The sequence below is a fragment of the Micromonospora sp. MA102 genome (assembly GCF_025460765.1).
GTDB lineage: Bacteria > Actinomycetota > Actinomycetes > Mycobacteriales > Micromonosporaceae > Micromonospora > Micromonospora halotolerans.
In genome coordinates this window covers 96,804-112,271 of record NZ_JAMWEG010000007.1, presented here as the reverse complement: position 1 = coordinate 112,271, position 15,468 = coordinate 96,804, and the positions used below count along the sequence as shown (strand labels likewise).

Below are 15,468 nucleotides of genomic sequence, written 5' to 3'. Positions count from 1 at the left end.
GCGTCAGCCGATCCGGGCGGCGAGGTCACGCACGGCGGTCTGGTACGCCGTACGCGTGTGGTACGGCCAGTGCCGTTCGAGCGGTGGTGGCACGGTGTCCGCCGGATCGATGGTGAGGCTGCTCGGATCGCGGAGCCGGACGTCGACGGACCGCGTCTCCGGCGCCCCGCAGGCCACGTTCCCGCCCTCCGACGGGTCGAAGATGGGCCCGCCGACCGGGTCCGTGTCGCGCCACAGGTTGCGCCACCGCCAGTCGAGCCGGTCGCCCAGGTCGCACAGCGTCCGCGGGCCGAGGTAGGCGGGGTAGAGGCGCGTGTAGAGGCGGCTCAACGGGGACCCGTGGGTCAGCAGCGCCACGCGGCGCAGGACGTCCGGCGGCAGTTGCAGGATCGTGGCCGCGGCCAGGACGGAGCCGTGGCTGTGTCCCGAGATGACGACCTTGCCGCGCGCGCCGAGCGCGGAGACCCGCTTGGCGAGTTCGGGCACGGCCCGGGCGGCGTAGCAGGGCGGCGCGAAGGGGTGGACGGTACGGGGCCAGAAGTCGCCGAGGTCCCACAGGGCGGCCACGGTGCGCCGCGTCTGCGCCGACCGGTACGAGCGGAAGGCGAGGATCATGAGGCCGATGACGAGCAGGCTGATGAGCCAGACCCCGCCGTCGGTGACGTACGCGGTCAGCAGGGTCGCGTGCTCGGGTTCCGCGGTGAGCCTGCCGACGAGCTGGGTGGGCCCGATGCCGATCACGTCGAATGCGATGGTGGCCAAGCCCAGCGAGGACATCACGAGGAACGTGATGAGGATGGGCCCCAGCTCCTCGGCCACCCGGGATCTGGCGATGGCCTCCCGGACCTCCTCGCGCCGGTTCGTCTCCCGGGCCGGGACGTCCGGGTAGTCCCGCTCCACGATCCGCGCGGCGCGGCGCCGCCTCCTGCGGCGGGTGACCAGGAGCGTGAGGGAGGCCGCGGCGGTGGCGATCACCAGTGCGGCCAGGCCGGCCAGCGCGGCCCACCAGTAGGCGACCGGCGGGTCCAGGGGAGCGGTGTCCGACGGGTCCGGCCGGATCGGGCCGGGGACGGAGCCACGGTCGAGGAAGTCGGCGACCCGGAAGACCAGGGCGGCGGCGAGGGCGCCGGCGACTGTGACCGAGGCCGCCGCCACGACCGGCATGCCGAGCCCGGCCAGGAAGGGCCGGGTGCCGGCCGCCCGGGGCGCCACCGTGACGAGGGCGAGCACCATCACGAGAAGGCCCTGCGCCGCGATCAGGCCACCGACCGTCCCCTCGTAGCCGGGCAACTGCCCGGGCAGCAGACGGATGTCGCGGGCCAGGGCGGCGTACCCGAGGCTCAGGAGGGTCACCGCGGCGGTCGCTCCCGACAACGGGCGCAGCACGCGGCGGACGGTCCGCGGGGTGGCCGGCACGGGCAGGCAGAGCAGCACCCCGCCGCAGGCGAGCAGGCCGAGGGCGGCGACGAACAGGATCCGGCCGGCCACGCCCTCCGCGGAGGAGATCCCGGCGAGCAGGCTGACATCCAGCGTGCCGGCGCCGATCGTCACGTGGATCCGCCGCAGCCACGCCGGCGTCCGCTCGTCGTCCCAGAATCCCGGCAGGCTGAGGCTCTCGTTCACGCGGAAGGGCTGGGGGCGGGACGGTGGCGCGCCGAACCCCTCGAACGCCCGCGCCGAGCGGGCGCCCAGGCGCCAGATGACGCGCAGCCCGAACAGCGGGACGAGCGCGAGCAGGGCCAGCCGGGGGCCCATCGGCAGGGCGTGCAGCCAGGACAGGTAGGGGCGGCCGTCGCGGCACCGGTGGTAGGGCACGCACTGCCAGCCGACGAGGTCCAGCGTCACCCCGACGGCGGAGAGCACGAACGCGGCCGTGAGGGTTCCGGCCAGCAGCCGGCACAGCACCGCGAACAGGGCGGACCGGTCGGTCGATGCCGGGCGCAACCGGATCGCGAGGTTGCTCAGCATGAACGGCAGGAGCAGCAGCATGGAGGCCGTCCGCACCGCGGTGCCGGCCGTCAGCGCACCCCAGCGGTACGCCTCGACGGCGATCCCGGCGGTGGCCCCGCCCGCCGGACCGGCCCCGGGCCGGGGCCGGTAGAACCCGGCGTGGCCGTCCCCGGCGACCCGGTCGACGATCGGATGGTCGAGGATCTTCTCCGCGGTCCCGCCGGACACCCCGTGCACCCTCAGCTCGACGGTGTCGCCCCCCGGTGCGGTGTCCACGACGACAGGGTCACAGACCCACGGCGCGCCCACCGCCGATACGGCACAACCCGCGGGGGACCGACGGTCAGCGGCGCCGTTTCGTGCAGACCGGGCCGGTCCGCGCGACGCTGTCGGTCGACCAGACCAGCGCGACCGTGAAGCAGTAGTCGGTGGTGCGGTCGAGGCCGTAGGCGATGTAGTCGGCGGAGCCGGCGGGCAGGGTCAGGAAGGTGCGCTGCGGCTGCCCGGAGCGGCCACCGGCGACCACCACGGGCCCCTCGGCCCCGGCCGGGTAGGTCCAGCTCAGCAGGATGCTGTCCCGCCGGTCGGTCAGGGTGAGCTGCCCGGGCGGCGTGCCGGGTGAGGCGGCCGGCGCGGCGGTCGGCGTGCCGGCGGTGGGACCGGCCGAGGACGCCCGCCCGGTCGGCGCGGGCGCCGGGGTGTCCCGCCCGCGGTCCACCCGGGACACCCCGGCGATCACGGCGATGGTGCCGAGCAGCAGCGCCACCACCACCCCGGCCACCACCAGCGGCAGCCACGGCGTGTTCCGGCGCTCGGCGGCGGCCGGCCGGGGCACGTGCACGGGCAGGTGGCGCGACGGCGCCTCGGGCTCGGCGGCCGGGGGCACCCGGCGTACGCCCGCCGGCTCGGCGTCGGTCAGGCCGACCACGGTCGGCGGCAGCGCGCTCTCCCCGGGCCGCCAGGGCTCGTCGGCCGGCTCGTCCGGCGGCCAGGGGTAGTCGGCGAACGCCTCGTCGTCCGCCTCGGGCGGGGTGCGGGGCGTCGGCACGTGCGGGGCCTCGGCCCGGTCGGGCGGGCGGTAGAGCGGCGTCTCGACCGGGTCGTCGAGCGTCGGCGGCCGGTAGGGCGGCAGGTCGGGCGGCCCCTCGGCGGGCGGGGGGACGCGGGCGGCCGGCACCACGGGGGTCTCCCGGGCCGGTGGTTCCGCCGCGCAGACATGGTCCGGGTCGGCGGCGGCCCGGACCAGCCCGGCGACCTGGGTGGCCAGCGGGTCGTCGGCGGCCAGGTGCTCCCGGCACAGCTCCTCGGCGAGGGTCAGGTGCTCGTGGGACTCGGGGTAGCGGCCGCAGTCGCGTTCCATGGCACCGAGCTTGGCCAGCATCTTGATGCCGCTGGGATGGCCGTCGCCGTAGACCTCGCGGTGCAGCTCCCAGGCGTCCTGCAGCCGGTCGCGGGCCAGGTCGCACTGGCCGCGGGCGTATTCCACCGTGGCCAGGTCGGCGTGCGCGGCCAGCACCCGCTGCGACTCCGGCCCGTCGCGGGCGGTCAGCTCGATGATGACGTCGGAGTAGAGCCGTGCGGCGCGGGCGTCGCTGCCGACCCTGTGCAGCACCGCGGCCAGGGTCGCGGCGGCGGTGACCGTGCGCTCGTCGGAGCGCCCGAACAGCCGGGTGGTGGCCGCGTACGCGAACGCGGCCCAGCCGCGTGCGGAGTGCGGTTCGCCGAGCGCCACGAGCACCCGGGCCTGTAGGCCGGCGGCCTCGGCCAGCTCGGCGGAGGCGTTGGCGGGGCGGGGGTCGGCGTCGCTCAGGGCGTCGGCGAGCAGTTGCTGGGCACCGGTGAGGTCGCCTTCGGACACCAGGTGGTGCGCCTGGACAGTCAGGTCAGCGAAGCCGGAGGACACGCCCCATCGTGCTCATCCGACGACGGTAAGTACAACCCCCGCTGTGGATCAGTTTGGTCGCGATCCGGTCAGGTGGTCGGCGAGGGTCTCGCTGATCCGCCGGAGCTGGTCCACCTGGGCCGGGCTGAGCGCGTCGAACAGGTGCCGGCGTACCCCGGCGACGTGGCCGGGTGCGGCGGCGGCCAGGGTGGCGAAGCCGGCGTCGGTGAGGACGGCGAGCTGGCCGCGCCGGTCCGTGGCGCACTCCTCCCGGCGGATCCACCCGGCGGCCTCCAGCCGGGCGGCGGCGTGCGAGAGGCGGCTGCGCGAGGAGCCGGTGGCGTCGGCCAGGTCGCTCATCCGCAGCCGCCGGTCGGGGGCCTCGGAGAGCCGGACCAGGATCTCGTAGTAGGCGTGCGGCATCCCGGCGTCGCGTTGCAGCTCGCGGTCGAGGGTGTCCATCAGCGCGCGGGAGGCGGTGAGGAACGCCCGCCAGGTCCGCTGCTCGTCGGGGTCCAGCCACCGGGTCATGACGGCCATCATACCGCAAGTTGTTGAACGCTCAACAAAACCGCGCTACGGTCGGTGTCATGGGAATCCACCGCCTCAACCACGCCGTCCTCTACGTCCGTGACCTCGACCGCAGCGTCGCCTTCTACCGCGACGTGCTCGGCTTCCGGCCGGTGCCGATGACGCCGGACGGCTTCCGGGGCGCCGCGTTCCTCCAGGCGCCCGACTCCACCAACGACCACGACCTCGGGTTGTTCGAGATCGGCGCGGCCGCCGGACCCTCCCCGGCCGGCCGGGCCACCGTCGGCCTCTACCACCTCGCCTGGGAGCTGGACACCCTGGATGAGCTGGCCGCCACCGCCGAGCGGCTGGCCGCCGCCGGCGCCCTGGTGGGCACCTCGGACCACGGGACCACCAAGAGCCTCTACGGCCGCGACCCCGACGGGCTGGAGTTCGAGATCGTCTGGATCGTGCCGGCCGCCCTGCTCGACGACGCGGCCCTCGCCGCCCGCAAGCGGATCGGCCGGCTCGACCTGGACCGCGAGCGGCAGCGCTACGGCGGTCAGACCCGCGGCGGCGTGGGGATCTCCGTTCCCGCCTGACCGTCCATGCGGTAGAACGGCAGCATGTCGACCGACGCCGTCCTGCGCGAGCTGCTCGTCCGGCAACTCGACCACTGGTTGCCCGCCGCGCTGCACCGTTCGCGGCGGGCCACCCTCGCTCTCGCGTACGCCGGGAGCGACGTCGCTGGCGCGGAGGCCGCGCTGCGGGTGGTGGCCGAGTTCGCCGACCGGCTGCGCGGCCGGCGGCTGACCGTGCTCGTGGTCGCCGACGGCGGGGCGGAGCTGCCGGCCCGGCTGGGCGCGGCCGAGGCCGCCCTGCCGGCGGACGTCGCCGTGCACGTGGTGCCGGGCCGGCCGGACCGGCTGCCGGTGGCGCTCAAGGCGGCCGGCGCGGCGGGAGCCCCGCTGTTCACCGTGGTCGACGGCGGCGAGCCCGACCCGGCCCTGCTGGCCGCCGCCGCGTCCGGCCGCCCGGCCGAGGTGCTGCTGGTCACCGCGCCCGGCCGGTCGCTGCGCGCGGCGCTGACCGGGGCCGGCTTCCCGCTGGTCACCGAGGTCGAGCTGGTGCCGGCCGACGGCGGGCCGGCCCGGCTGTTCGGCTACGCGACCGGCTCCGACCGGGGTCTGGAGGCGGTCAAGGACGCGCTCTGGGCGGTCGACGAGTACGCGGGGGTGCGCTACCGCGACCCGGCCGACCCGGCGGGGCGGCTGCTCGACATCAGCCTCGACCCGGAACCCGGCCCGCTGCGCCGCGAACTGCTGGCCGAACTCGCCCGCTCCGGCCCGCGTACGGTGACCGAGCTGCGCCGCTTCGCCGCCACCTCGACGGTCTACCGGGCCGCCGACGCCAACCGGGCGCTCGCCTCGCTGCTCACCGCCGGCGCGGTGTCCCGCGACCCCGAACACGGCCGGCTCGGCGGGGACGTGCTGATCAGCGCCGTGTCGGGCGCGGCCGCTGGGTCATCTGCCTGACCACCATGGACGCACCGGTGGCGATCACCCCGATGCTGAACACCATCTGCGCGCAGACCACCACCCGGGCGATCTGCCCCTCGGCGTTGACGTCGCCGTAGCCGACGGTGGTGAGCGTGGCGAGCGCGAAGTAGAGCGCGTCGATCCGGGTGCGCAAGCCGCTGAACTCGGCCGGTCGGCTGTTCGCCACCACGTAGTCGGCCAGGGCGAAGACCAGCAGCCCGGCGATCAGGGCGACGGTGAGCCGGATCAGCGCCCGGATCTCCGCGTCACCCGTCGGCGGTGCGGCGGCGAGCTGGCGGCGTACCTGGCCGGTGACCAGGAACGCGACCACGAGCACGAGGGTCAGGGTGCCGGCGGAACGCAGGGCGAGGCGCAGGCCGTTCGGGTCCGGCTCGACCGGGACCACGAAGTAGGCGAGCAGCAGCAGCGCGACGGCCGCTGCGGCCCGCCGCCGCTCCCGCCGGAAGGACTGGTCCGCCACTCCGCGATTCTCCGCCGTGGCGGGGTTCCCGTCGGCGGAACGGGGAAGCCCGCCCGACGCCGAGCGGGGTGCCGGTGGACCACCGGCACCCCGCGCGACCTCGGGACGTCACGCCCGGGTCTTGTCCTGCTTCCAGGAGAGCGGCCCCGGCAGGTCCACGCGGTGGGCGCGGGTGTTGGAGTTCCACGACCACCGGCCGATCTTGAGGCTCCAGGACGAGAAGCCGTTCTCCGTGAAGTGGAGGATCACCGGACCGTACTTCTTGCGCTTGCGGAACTGGATGCCCATGGGGTCCTCCTTTGTCTCCCTGCGTCTGCGGGATCGAACATGCCCGAAACGACGGTTCGCGAAACCCGTTCGCTCCGGTCTGGACGGTGCCTGTCCGGCCCGCCACAATCTCTATCCAACGGGTAGGTGTTAGGGGGCGGTAAATGCTGGTCGTGACGGGTGGTAACAATGCCAGCGACGCAAGTCTCAATCTGTGGAAGGGCATTGACCGGCGCGGAGAACGGTCGGCAGCATGAGGTCATGTCGCAGCGGGACGAGCTTCTCCTCACCGCTCGCGTGCACGTCGACCTCGTCCGGCACGCGAGCGCGCTCTGTTGAGCTGACCGCTCTCGGTCGTCGCATCTCCTCCGCCCTTCCGCTCCCGTCGCCGACGCATCGTGGCCCGGCCGGCAGCGCCGTGCTCTCGCGCCCCTCGCGGGCCCTCGCCACCGCATCGTGGACAGATCAGGAGACCTCTCCATGCCCTCGACCCGTCAGTCGCCGCGGCGTACCCTCGCCGCCGCCGTCACCCTGCTCGCCCTCACCGCCGCCGCGGGCTGCGGCCCCGGCATCGCGCCGGTGATCGGCGGTACCGAGGTCGAGGCCCGTGCCCTCGCCGACGAACTGGAGGCGCTGATCGTGCCCGAGCACGCCCTCGCCCAGCTCTCCGGCATGACCGGTCTCGATCTCACCGGCCTGCCGCCGGACGGGCCGCTGCCCGACCTGCCCGACGTCAGCGCCGTGCAGTCGCACCAGAGCCGCAACCAGCTCGTCGTCGACCTGGCCCGGCGGGAGAAGCTCACCATCCGGCAGCTCATCGGCCGGCTCGGCGGCGGTCGCGGGCACCGCGTCGTCGCCGGCACCTCCGAGCAGACCGCCGACCAGATCGAGCTCTGGTGCACCCAGCGCGCCGCCGACGGCTTCAACGTCCTGCCACCCCTGCTGCCACACGGACTGGAGGCCTACGTGGACCACGTCGTACCGCTGCTGCGCCGGCGCGGCCTGTTCCGGCACGAGTACACCGGCCGCACCCTGCGCGAGCACTACGGCCTGTCCCGCCCGGCCAGCACCTACGCCGACCGAGAGCTGGTGACCGCGTGACCACCGTGGACCGGCCCGGGGCGCGCACCGTCGAGCTGCGTCCGGTCGACAACGACACGATCCGCGGCCTGCTGCGGCGGCAGGCGTCCACGGTCACCGTGGTGACCACCCCCGGCCTGCACACCGGCCGGCGCCTGCCGCCGCTGCCGCCGGCCGGCTTCACGGCCACCGCGTTCACCTCGGTGTCGCTGGACCCGCCGCTGCTCTCGTTCTGCCTCGGCCGCGAGTCGTCGAGCTGGCCGACTGTGGCCCACGCCGAGCACGTGGCCGTGCACCTGCTCGCCTCCGGCCAGCAGGAGGTCGCGAAGATCTTCGCCACCAGCGGGATCGACCGGTTCGCCGCCCACCCCGGCTGGGAGGCCGGACCGTTCGGGGTGCCGCTGATCGGCGACGCCCTGGCCGTGCTGCTCTGCCGGGTGGTCCGCCGCGTCGAGGCCGGCGACCACACCCTCGTGCTCGCCGAGCCCCTGGCAATCGGCGCCGGCGAGGACGGCGACCCGCTCGTGCACCACCGCGGCGGGTACACCACCACCCTCGCCGCCCGGCCGGAGTCGTGGTGAGCACACCGGTCACCGACCTTGGTCCGCAACGGCCCGACCGCGATGAACGCCCAGCCGCTGCGGGTGCTGCTGCTCATGAACATCGGCCGGCCGGCGCCGGCCGCCTGGCGGGAGCGGCTGCCCCGGCTCGACTACGCCGAGGTGGCCAGCACCCTCTGAGGCGTCAGCGGGGCTCCCAGGCGTCGGGGCGGGCGATCAGCTTGCGGACGTGGCCCGGGAGCTTCCCGCTGGCCATCTCGGCCAGGCTCACCTCGTCGACCACCTGCCGAACGGCGGCCCGGACGGCCACCCAGAGCCGGGGCAGGTTCTCCGCCGCGCCCTCGTACCGCGTCTCCTCGGGACGCAGCCCGCGTACCCCGGCGAGGGGACCGTCGACGGCGCGCAGGATCTGCCCGATGGTGATGTCGCGCGGCGGGCGGGCCAGGGTGTAGCCGCCCTCGGCGCCGCGCTGGGCCCGGACGATGCCGGCCCGGCGCAGGTCGGCCAGGACCGCCTCGAGGAACTTGCGGGGCATGTCCTGCTCGGCCGCGATGGCCTGGGTGGACACCAGGGTGGGGTACGCGGTGGCCAGGCTCAGAGCGGCCCGGACCGCGTAGTCGCCGCGCGCGGAGATCTGCACCCTGCCATCATGCCCGCCCGGCGGGGGCGGGGGAGTCGGCGGGCGGGCGAGGGCGCACCATGCGGACGGGCAGTGGTTGCTCCCGGGCGGCCCGGAAGCCGCCCGGGCTCACCCCTATCTCCCGCGTGAAGAACCGACCGAAGTTGGTCGGCTCGGGGAAGCCGAGCCGCCGGCCGATCCGGGCGATCGGCTCGTCGGTGGCGGCGAGCAGCCGGCTGGCCTGCAACGCCACCCGCTCGTCGATCACCTGCTTGGCGCTGCGGCCGGTCACCGCCAGGCAGGCCCGGGTGAGGGTACGCACCGAGCAGCCAAGCTGGGCGGCGTAGTCCTCCACCCGCCGGGTGTGCCGGTAGCCGCGCTCCACCTCCCGGCACAGCCGGCGGAAGGTCTCCGTCTCGGCCCGCGGCGTCGCGCGCTCCCCGGTGCCGGGCAGCAGGCTCAACCGCAGCAGCAGCACGGCGAGCTGGTGGCGCAGCAGCGCCACCGCGGCCGGGACGCCGGCGTGCCGGTCGGCGTCCACCGCCAGCTGGGTCACCTCGCTGATCACCGCGTCCTCGTCCTCGCCGGCGAGCTGCCGGTAGGCCGGCACCGCGTCGGGATCGACGTCCAGGCCGCGCAGCGTCGCCGGACCCCACCGCACCACCGTCGCGTCGAGCTGCGGGCCGAGGCAGCGCAGCACCTGACCGGGCCGGGCCCGCAGCAGCGTGCCCGGGCGGCAGGGCAGCGCACGGAAGTCCAGCTCGGCGGTGCCGTGCCCATGGGTGACCAGGATCAGCAGGTCGGCGTCGAGCAGGACCGGCCGGGACCAGCCGGACGCGGGCGCCAGGTCGGCGAGCGCACCGGTGACGATCTCGTCGGCGTCGACGGGAGCGGACAGGTCGGTGCGGATTGCCGGGGAGGGCTGACCGGTAGTGACCATCGTCCCGACGGTAACCGCCCGGCGCGCACGTTGCATCTCGACGGTTTCGGCCGGTCTTGTCGGCACTGACCGGCGACGGTTAGGTTACCGATCGGTAGCGCCGGGGTCGCCCGACCGACCCGCGGCCCCGTACACCGGCGATGGGATGGGCATGACGGATCTGTTCTCGGTCGAAGGCAAGACGGTGCTGGTCACCGGCGGCTCACGGGGGATCGGCCTGATGATCGCCCGGGGTTTCGTACGGGCCGGCGCCAAGGTCATCATCTCCTCGCGCAAGGCCGACGTCTGCGAGACCGTGGCCAAGGAGCTCTCCGCCGAGGGGCACTGCGAGGCCATCCCCGCCGACCTCGGCCACGACGACGGCGCGCTCGGGCTGGCACAGGCCGTGCGGGACCGCACCGACCGGCTCGACGTGCTGGTCAACAACGCCGGCGCCACCTGGGGCGCGCCCCTGGAGTCCTACCCCGAGGCCGCGTTCGACAAGCTGTGGGCGGTCAACGTCAAGGCCGTCTTCCGGCTCACCACCGCGCTGCTGCCCGCGCTGCGCGCCGCGGCGACCCCCGACGACCCGGCCCGCGTGATCAACATCGGCTCGATCGACGGCATCCGGGTGCCCTGGATGGAGGTGTACGCCTACTCGGCGACCAAGGCGGCCGTGCACATGCTCACCCGCAGCCTCGCCCACCAGCTCGCCGGCGAGCAGATCACCGTCAACGCCATCGCGCCCGGGCCGTTCGAGAGCAAGATGATGGCCTTCGCGCTGGACGACCCGGCCTCCCGGGCCGCCATCGAGCAGCAGGTGCCGCTGGGCCGCATCGGCCGCCCCGACGACATGGCGGGCACGGCGATCTACCTGTCGTCGCGCGCCGGCGCGTACCTGACCGGGGCGGTGATCCCGGTCGACGGTGGGATCACCACGCACGGCTGAGCTGCTCCTGGCGTACCCCGGCACCGACGGCCCGGGGCCGCGCGGACTCGGCAGATCCGCGCGGCCCCGGGTGTGCCGTGTCAGCGACCGGCGAGCAGCCGGTTCACCGCCGTGTCGACGTCCAGGTGCTCGGCCTCGCGGCCGCGCGGGACGACGACGTAGGTCCGGCGCAGGAAGCGCACGAGCACGCTGCGCGGGACCTCGAAGAGGGCGTTGCCGTCCGGCGACGACAGCGCGAGCGCGACGAAGTCGCCGCGCGGGGTGGCCCACGGCCAGACCCGGACATCGCCGATGCCGGCCGGCTCGTCGAGACCGGTGACCAGCAGTTCGCGCGCGAACGACCAGCTCACCGCCTCGCCGCCGGCGGATTCGGCGTGGAACAGGACATGGACCGCATACGGGTCAGCAGGGTCGTAACGCAGACTGGCACGCACCGGCAAGGCGGTGGCGTCAGGCGCGACGAGCCTTAGCGACGTCTCGACCTCTACGGTCGTCGGTCGGATGACACTCATGGACGTTCTCCCCCCGGCACCGCTGCGGAACGCGCGTGTCCCGCTTTTCCCATACTCAGGTGCTGCTCCTGGCTACGCTCCGCCATACGCTGACTTCACCCAGTGGTGGGAAGGGGGTCGGAAAGCCTTCGAGAACATGAAAGTTCTTGTAGGATTTCCGCTTCCGCCCGATCCGTCATCCCGCCCGGCAACGGGTGGTTCAGTCGTCGACTTACTCCGGTAACGTCCAGTCCTCAGCAGGGGTGACGGTCCCGGGCGACACTGGGGGTGGAAATGGTCACGAGGGGTTCCTCGGTGGAAGCGAGGACCACGGCCGGCCCACCGAAAGGTGCGGCCCGAGCAGCCAAAAGGCGGGGGTACGAGGTGCCTGTCGAAGGGGGTCCGAGGACCGCTCTCGCCGAGCGGCGCCACACCGGATGGCGCGCCCGCCTGCACACCACCCTCGAACTGATCCGGGCCAACCCCACCGGACGGGTCGCCCTCAAGATCTTCATCGGCCTGCTCGGCGCCATCGTGGTCACCATCGGCATCGCTCTCATCCCGCTGCCCGGACCCGGCTGGCTGCTGGTGATCGCCGGCCTCGGCGTCTGGGCCGTCGAGTTCCACTGGGCGCGGCGGCTGCTCGCCTTCACCCGCCGCCACGTCAACGCCTGGACGCGGTGGGCGACCAGCCGGTCACTGCCGGTGCGGTGCGCCCTGGGCGCCGCCGGGCTGGTGTTCGTGTCGGTCGTGCTGTGGCTGTCGCTCAAGTACAGCCTGGGGATCGACCTCGTGGCGAGGACCCTGCACTACCTCGCGACGCACTGAGACCCCGTTTTTGGTCCGGGGTCTCGATCAGGTAGAGTCATCGGCGCTGAGGGCGATTAGCTCAGCGGGAGAGCGCTTCGTTCACACCGAAGAGGTCACTGGTTCGATCCCAGTATCGCCCACGCAGGTCAAAGGCCACTTCCCGGCTCTGGGAGGTGGCCTTTGCTTCGATACAGCAGCGGTCAGTGGCCGAGAGAATCGCCGAGGCGCTTGAGTCCTTCCCGCGTCGCCTTCGATCTGCGTGTAGATCTCCATGGTCACCCGATGGAGCTGGCGGCCGATGGTCAGCTCTACGGCGTCGAGGTCTACGTCCTCCCAGGTGAGTCCGAGGGCTTCGCCCTTACGGAGGCCGGTGACGAGGACCAGCGGCAAGGCGAGCTTCGCCCTGGTACACGGCAACCACCGTGTCCCCACCTCGCCACCATGTGTCCGAAAGGCCAGCGACTTCGGCGAACGGCTCAAGCTGGTCCCGGGATGTCACTGCTCATCTCGGTGTACACGCGGTGCCCATGGGCGTGGACGAAGCTTCGAGCGCGTCTGGTCAAGGCTGCTGGTACCGGAACCTCCTCAAGAACCTGAACGACTGGTGGCCCCATCTTGCCGGTCCGGGTGCCTCTTCCTCTACGACTCTGCAGCCGACCGGCTGCCGGCTGCCGGGTCTCAGGACCTGCGTGACGGATCAGTCTCGGGACGTGGGTGACACGTCCGACCAGGGCCTGCATCGAAATCCGGTGAGGTAGCTCTTCTCGGCCTACTCGGTGAACGCTGGGAATGAGCGCATATTGTCGAAGCGGCCGGCGGCCAGATCGTCGAATCTGATCAAAAAGCGTCCGAAGTGGAAAGAGTATTCGGTGGGGAACTGGGCGAGCGGCACCCATTCGCGAATCAGTCGGGATTCCTCTTCGCGGCGCCAGCGGATCCTCTCGGACCGCGGAAGGTCAGGTTCGGTCTCCAGTCGGGCCCGGAGGCTCGCACGCGCCATCTGTTCCTCCGGAGAGTACGAGCCTCCGATTCTTTTCGTGTATCCACCGATGCGTAGGGATGACAGGCCCGTCTCCGTCGGCCAGAGATCCTGGACCAGTGCGATGAGTTCATCGGTGTGCGTCAGCTCACCAACCAGCTGCTTCACGGTGTCCGACGCGAACATGAGGGGGTCGTCCATGTCCTCGTCGTCGGGCTCGAGCCCGGGTGGCAGCTCCGGCACGACCTCGGCATAAAGCCTGTACTCGGCGTAAGGGCGCGGGACCTCACCGTCGGACGGCAGCTGCCGGACCGCTGTCTCAGTGCCTGCGGGGACGTACAGGACCCGCGCGTACGCGTCGTAGCCGCGACTACACGCGTCAAAGGCTTGCTCAGGATCCAGGAAGAAGAGCAGCGAGCCGTCCACCGGCAGGGGAAGCTTCTCGACCTTCGGAAGGGCCGCGCAGTCGAGGGACGCGACGAACGGCAACGGAATCCCGCGCTCGGACGGCCACTCCGTGCCGGCAGGTAAACGGGGCAGCCCGCCGCTCTGCCCGACAACATCCTCGCCGCGGTCACCGCCACCTACCCAGATCGCGAATCGCAACTGCTCGGCGAACCTGTCAACCTGATCCGCCGGAATGCCCCGCTCAATCGCCTCGCGGCGAAACGGCCCGAATAGTTCCATAGCGGAGCATCATCGCAGATGGGTGTTCCGGGACCGTCGCAGGCCGGTCAGCCACTTCGACACGGCCCCTAGAACTGATGGATGCGCACTCCGCCTCAGGTGGCAGTCTGTTGTTGTGTTGCGGAGCCGCGGGGCGACTACTTCTGGTTGTTCGACCTGACTGCGGTTGATCCCGTCGTTCGCCACCATGCGCTCACCGCCATAGGGCATTACTCGCGGATTCCCGCGCCGAGTTGCAACGGGCGAATGCCCTGTTGGCCATGACGACCCCGCGGGCGAAGGCCAGGCAGACGGCCCGGCCGGTGGCCCGCCCGACGACCTGGGCGATGACGCAGTGGCGGGAATGGTCATCCACCCCGGTGACCACCTGGGCCTCGGCGCCGTCGGCGAGCATGATCCCGCCGACGATGTCCATCTGCGGCAGCACGGCAGCACGGCGGGCGGCTGACCGGCGCCGCGTTGACCGACCATCGGGAAGAGGAGAGGGCCGGCGGTCATGCGGGCTCACGGGTGGTACTCGCTGCGGGTGCGGGGCATCCACTCGGGGTGGTGGTCGCGCAGGTACCGGACCAGGCCCTCGCGTAAGTCGCAGCGTAGGTCCCACGCACTCGGACCGTCGGCTGCCGATGCCTGGACCTGGACGACGACGGTCTGGGGAGTAGCGTCGACCATCTGTAGCACCCACTGGTGCCGATCCCACAGCGGTGACGATTCGACGAGCCGCCTCGTCTCGGCACGGAGGTCGTCCAGGTCGGCGGTGTGATCGACGTGGACCCGGATCTGGCCGATCACCCGCGTCTCGTGGCGGGTCCAGTTCTGGAAGGGGTGTTCGGTGAACCAGGTGGTGGGCAGAATGAGCATCCGGTCGTCCCAGAGCCGGATGACCACGTTGGTCAGCTTCACCTCCTCGACGCGTCCCCACTGCCCGTCGACGACGATGACGTCCCCCACGTGGAGGCCATCGGCGAAGGCGACCTGGATGCCGGCGAAGGCGTTGCTGAGCGCGGTGCGCGCGGACAGGCCGAGCAGCGCGCCGACGACACCCGCCGAGGTGAGTACGGACAGCCCGATGGTGCGCAGGGCAGGGAACGTGGTGAGGATCAGGCCGATCGCCGCGACCGTCACCACGACCGAGGTGAGGCGCCGTACCGGTCGGATCTGGGTGCGGGCGCGCCGGACCCGGCGATCGGCCCGCGTCTCGCCGGGCAGTCGGCTGAACGCGACCCTCTCGGCGACGTGCAGGGCGCGAAGCACCAGCCATGCCACGCTCGCGATCAACAGCACTACGACGACTCGCCGGACGCCGGGGTACGCGCGGATTCCCACGTACAGCGCCACGAGGAGCAGCACCGCGACGGCGGGGATCCGGGATGCGCGGTACAGCGGCGCGAGCAGCCAGCGATAGCGATGACCACCTGCCCGACGCTCGACCAAGACGCCGGCCAGGAGGCCTGCCGCGATAGCCACGCCCACCGCGACCACCACGATCACTCTCGTGCTCATCAACGGACCTCTCTGCCCGCGGCGGCCGTCATCCTGCACTCCCGTACGTCCCGCTCGCAGCCACGTGGCGCCTCCGGGACGGTCGGCGTGGCGATCCGCGCGGAGCCATCGGTCCCTCCCGGGTGCGACCGGCGCTTCCATCCGCCGCAGCTACGGCTTCAGTACCACCTCTACGCAGTCGTCCTGCATGTTCCTCGAAGATGTTGTAGCCGTACGGGGCGTCGCCTAGCGCTCGTCGTGTGG

General features: G+C 72.8%; 18 protein-coding genes, 1 tRNA gene and 1 pseudogene. 8 read left to right on the top strand and 12 right to left on the bottom strand.

Going from position 1 to position 15,468, the window contains the following annotated elements; genetic code table 11:
* Nucleotides 1-3: 3 nt before the first annotated feature.
* The 3 genes from NFX44_RS16140 to NFX44_RS16130 form a co-directional block, all read right to left on the bottom strand.
* Complete coding sequence (locus NFX44_RS16140; protein WP_262284379.1) at nt 4-2,226, bottom strand: hypothetical protein; 2,223 nt, start codon at nt 2,224-2,226, stop codon at nt 4-6.
* 67 nt (nt 2,227-2,293) lie between these two features.
* Nucleotides 2,294-3,853 carry a tetratricopeptide repeat protein gene (locus NFX44_RS16135; protein WP_262284378.1) on the bottom strand — a complete coding sequence of 520 codons (1,560 nt, stop codon included), beginning with the start codon at nt 3,851-3,853 and terminating at the stop codon, nt 2,294-2,296.
* A gap of 48 nt (nt 3,854-3,901) precedes the next feature.
* Nucleotides 3,902-4,372: a MarR family winged helix-turn-helix transcriptional regulator gene (locus NFX44_RS16130; protein ID WP_151462027.1), complete on the bottom strand. Its 471-nt coding sequence runs from the start codon at nt 4,370-4,372 to the stop codon at nt 3,902-3,904.
* A 50-nt stretch (nt 4,373-4,422) separates the two neighbouring features.
* On the opposite strand from NFX44_RS16130, the gene NFX44_RS16125 reads away from it, so the two are divergent.
* A complete protein-coding gene (locus NFX44_RS16125) occupies nt 4,423-4,944 on the top strand; it encodes a VOC family protein (RefSeq protein ID WP_262284377.1) in 522 nt (173 codons plus the stop codon).
* 24 nt (nt 4,945-4,968) lie between these two features.
* The gene (locus NFX44_RS16120) at nt 4,969-5,877 is read left to right on the top strand and encodes a hypothetical protein (RefSeq protein ID WP_262284376.1); all 909 of its coding nucleotides are present in this window, start codon (nt 4,969-4,971) and stop codon (nt 5,875-5,877) included.
* Here NFX44_RS16120 and NFX44_RS16115 read toward each other — a convergent pair.
* Both NFX44_RS16115 and NFX44_RS16110 read right to left on the bottom strand, forming a co-directional pair.
* Entirely contained in the window at nt 5,837-6,361 is a 525-nt protein-coding gene (locus NFX44_RS16115) for a potassium channel family protein (RefSeq protein WP_262284375.1), read from the bottom strand. The genes NFX44_RS16120 and NFX44_RS16115 overlap by 41 nt on opposite strands.
* Before the next feature lie 108 nt (nt 6,362-6,469).
* Nucleotides 6,470-6,649, bottom strand: coding sequence for a DUF4236 domain-containing protein (locus NFX44_RS16110; protein WP_262284374.1), 180 nt, complete (start codon nt 6,647-6,649; stop codon nt 6,470-6,472).
* 168 nt (nt 6,650-6,817) lie between these two features.
* Between NFX44_RS16110 and NFX44_RS33345 the strand changes: the two genes are divergently transcribed.
* From NFX44_RS33345 to NFX44_RS16100, 3 genes are all read left to right on the top strand, one after another.
* On the top strand, nt 6,818-6,967 hold the full coding sequence (locus tag NFX44_RS33345) for a putative leader peptide (RefSeq protein WP_369015318.1): 150 nt from the start codon (nt 6,818-6,820) through the stop codon (nt 6,965-6,967).
* 141 nt (nt 6,968-7,108) lie between these two features.
* On the top strand, nt 7,109-7,729 hold the full coding sequence (locus NFX44_RS16105) for a hypothetical protein (protein ID WP_262284373.1): 621 nt from the start codon (nt 7,109-7,111) through the stop codon (nt 7,727-7,729).
* Nucleotides 7,726-8,289 carry a flavin reductase family protein gene (locus NFX44_RS16100; protein WP_262284372.1) on the top strand — a complete coding sequence of 188 codons (564 nt, stop codon included), beginning with the start codon at nt 7,726-7,728 and terminating at the stop codon, nt 8,287-8,289. Before NFX44_RS16105 ends, NFX44_RS16100 begins: the two co-directional genes overlap by 4 nt.
* A gap of 163 nt (nt 8,290-8,452) precedes the next feature.
* Here NFX44_RS16100 and NFX44_RS16095 read toward each other — a convergent pair whose 3' ends face one another.
* Both NFX44_RS16095 and NFX44_RS16090 read right to left on the bottom strand, forming a co-directional pair.
* A complete protein-coding gene (locus NFX44_RS16095; RefSeq protein WP_262284371.1) occupies nt 8,453-8,908 on the bottom strand; it encodes an Rrf2 family transcriptional regulator in 456 nt (151 codons plus the stop codon).
* Between the two features lie 7 nt (nt 8,909-8,915).
* Nucleotides 8,916-9,827, bottom strand: coding sequence for a helix-turn-helix transcriptional regulator (locus NFX44_RS16090; protein ID WP_262284370.1), 912 nt, complete (start codon nt 9,825-9,827; stop codon nt 8,916-8,918).
* 151 nt (nt 9,828-9,978) lie between these two features.
* Between NFX44_RS16090 and NFX44_RS16085 the strand changes: the two genes are divergently transcribed.
* Nucleotides 9,979-10,755, top strand: coding sequence for an SDR family oxidoreductase (locus NFX44_RS16085; RefSeq protein ID WP_262284369.1), 777 nt, complete (start codon nt 9,979-9,981; stop codon nt 10,753-10,755).
* Between the two features lie 80 nt (nt 10,756-10,835).
* On the opposite strand, the gene NFX44_RS16080 is transcribed toward NFX44_RS16085, so the two are convergent.
* The gene (locus NFX44_RS16080) at nt 10,836-11,267 is read right to left on the bottom strand and encodes an SsgA family sporulation/cell division regulator (protein ID WP_007457244.1); all 432 of its coding nucleotides are present in this window, start codon (nt 11,265-11,267) and stop codon (nt 10,836-10,838) included.
* Between the two features lie 273 nt (nt 11,268-11,540).
* Between NFX44_RS16080 and NFX44_RS16075 the strand changes: the two genes are divergently transcribed.
* Both NFX44_RS16075 and NFX44_RS16070 read left to right on the top strand, forming a co-directional pair.
* Entirely contained in the window at nt 11,541-12,074 is a 534-nt protein-coding gene (locus tag NFX44_RS16075) for a TIGR02611 family protein (RefSeq protein ID WP_262284368.1), read from the top strand.
* A 50-nt stretch (nt 12,075-12,124) separates the two neighbouring features.
* Nucleotides 12,125-12,196, top strand: a tRNA-Val gene (locus tag NFX44_RS16070).
* Nucleotides 12,197-12,297: 101 nt separating this feature from the next.
* On the opposite strand, the pseudogene NFX44_RS16065 reads toward NFX44_RS16070, so the two are convergent.
* The 4 genes and pseudogenes from NFX44_RS16065 to NFX44_RS16050 all read right to left on the bottom strand — a co-directional run.
* Nucleotides 12,298-12,440 (bottom strand): annotated as a pseudogene (locus NFX44_RS16065) (site-specific integrase); the annotation flags it as partial.
* A 385-nt stretch (nt 12,441-12,825) separates the two neighbouring features.
* The gene (locus NFX44_RS16060) at nt 12,826-13,722 is read right to left on the bottom strand and encodes a YwqG family protein (RefSeq protein WP_262284367.1); all 897 of its coding nucleotides are present in this window, start codon (nt 13,720-13,722) and stop codon (nt 12,826-12,828) included.
* A gap of 193 nt (nt 13,723-13,915) precedes the next feature.
* On the bottom strand, nt 13,916-14,149 hold the full coding sequence (locus NFX44_RS16055; RefSeq protein WP_262284597.1) for a hypothetical protein: 234 nt from the start codon (nt 14,147-14,149) through the stop codon (nt 13,916-13,918).
* Nucleotides 14,150-14,226: 77 nt separating this feature from the next.
* Nucleotides 14,227-15,213 carry a mechanosensitive ion channel family protein gene (locus tag NFX44_RS16050; protein ID WP_262284366.1) on the bottom strand — a complete coding sequence of 329 codons (987 nt, stop codon included), beginning with the start codon at nt 15,211-15,213 and terminating at the stop codon, nt 14,227-14,229.
* Between the last annotated feature and the right edge of the window lie 255 nt (nt 15,214-15,468).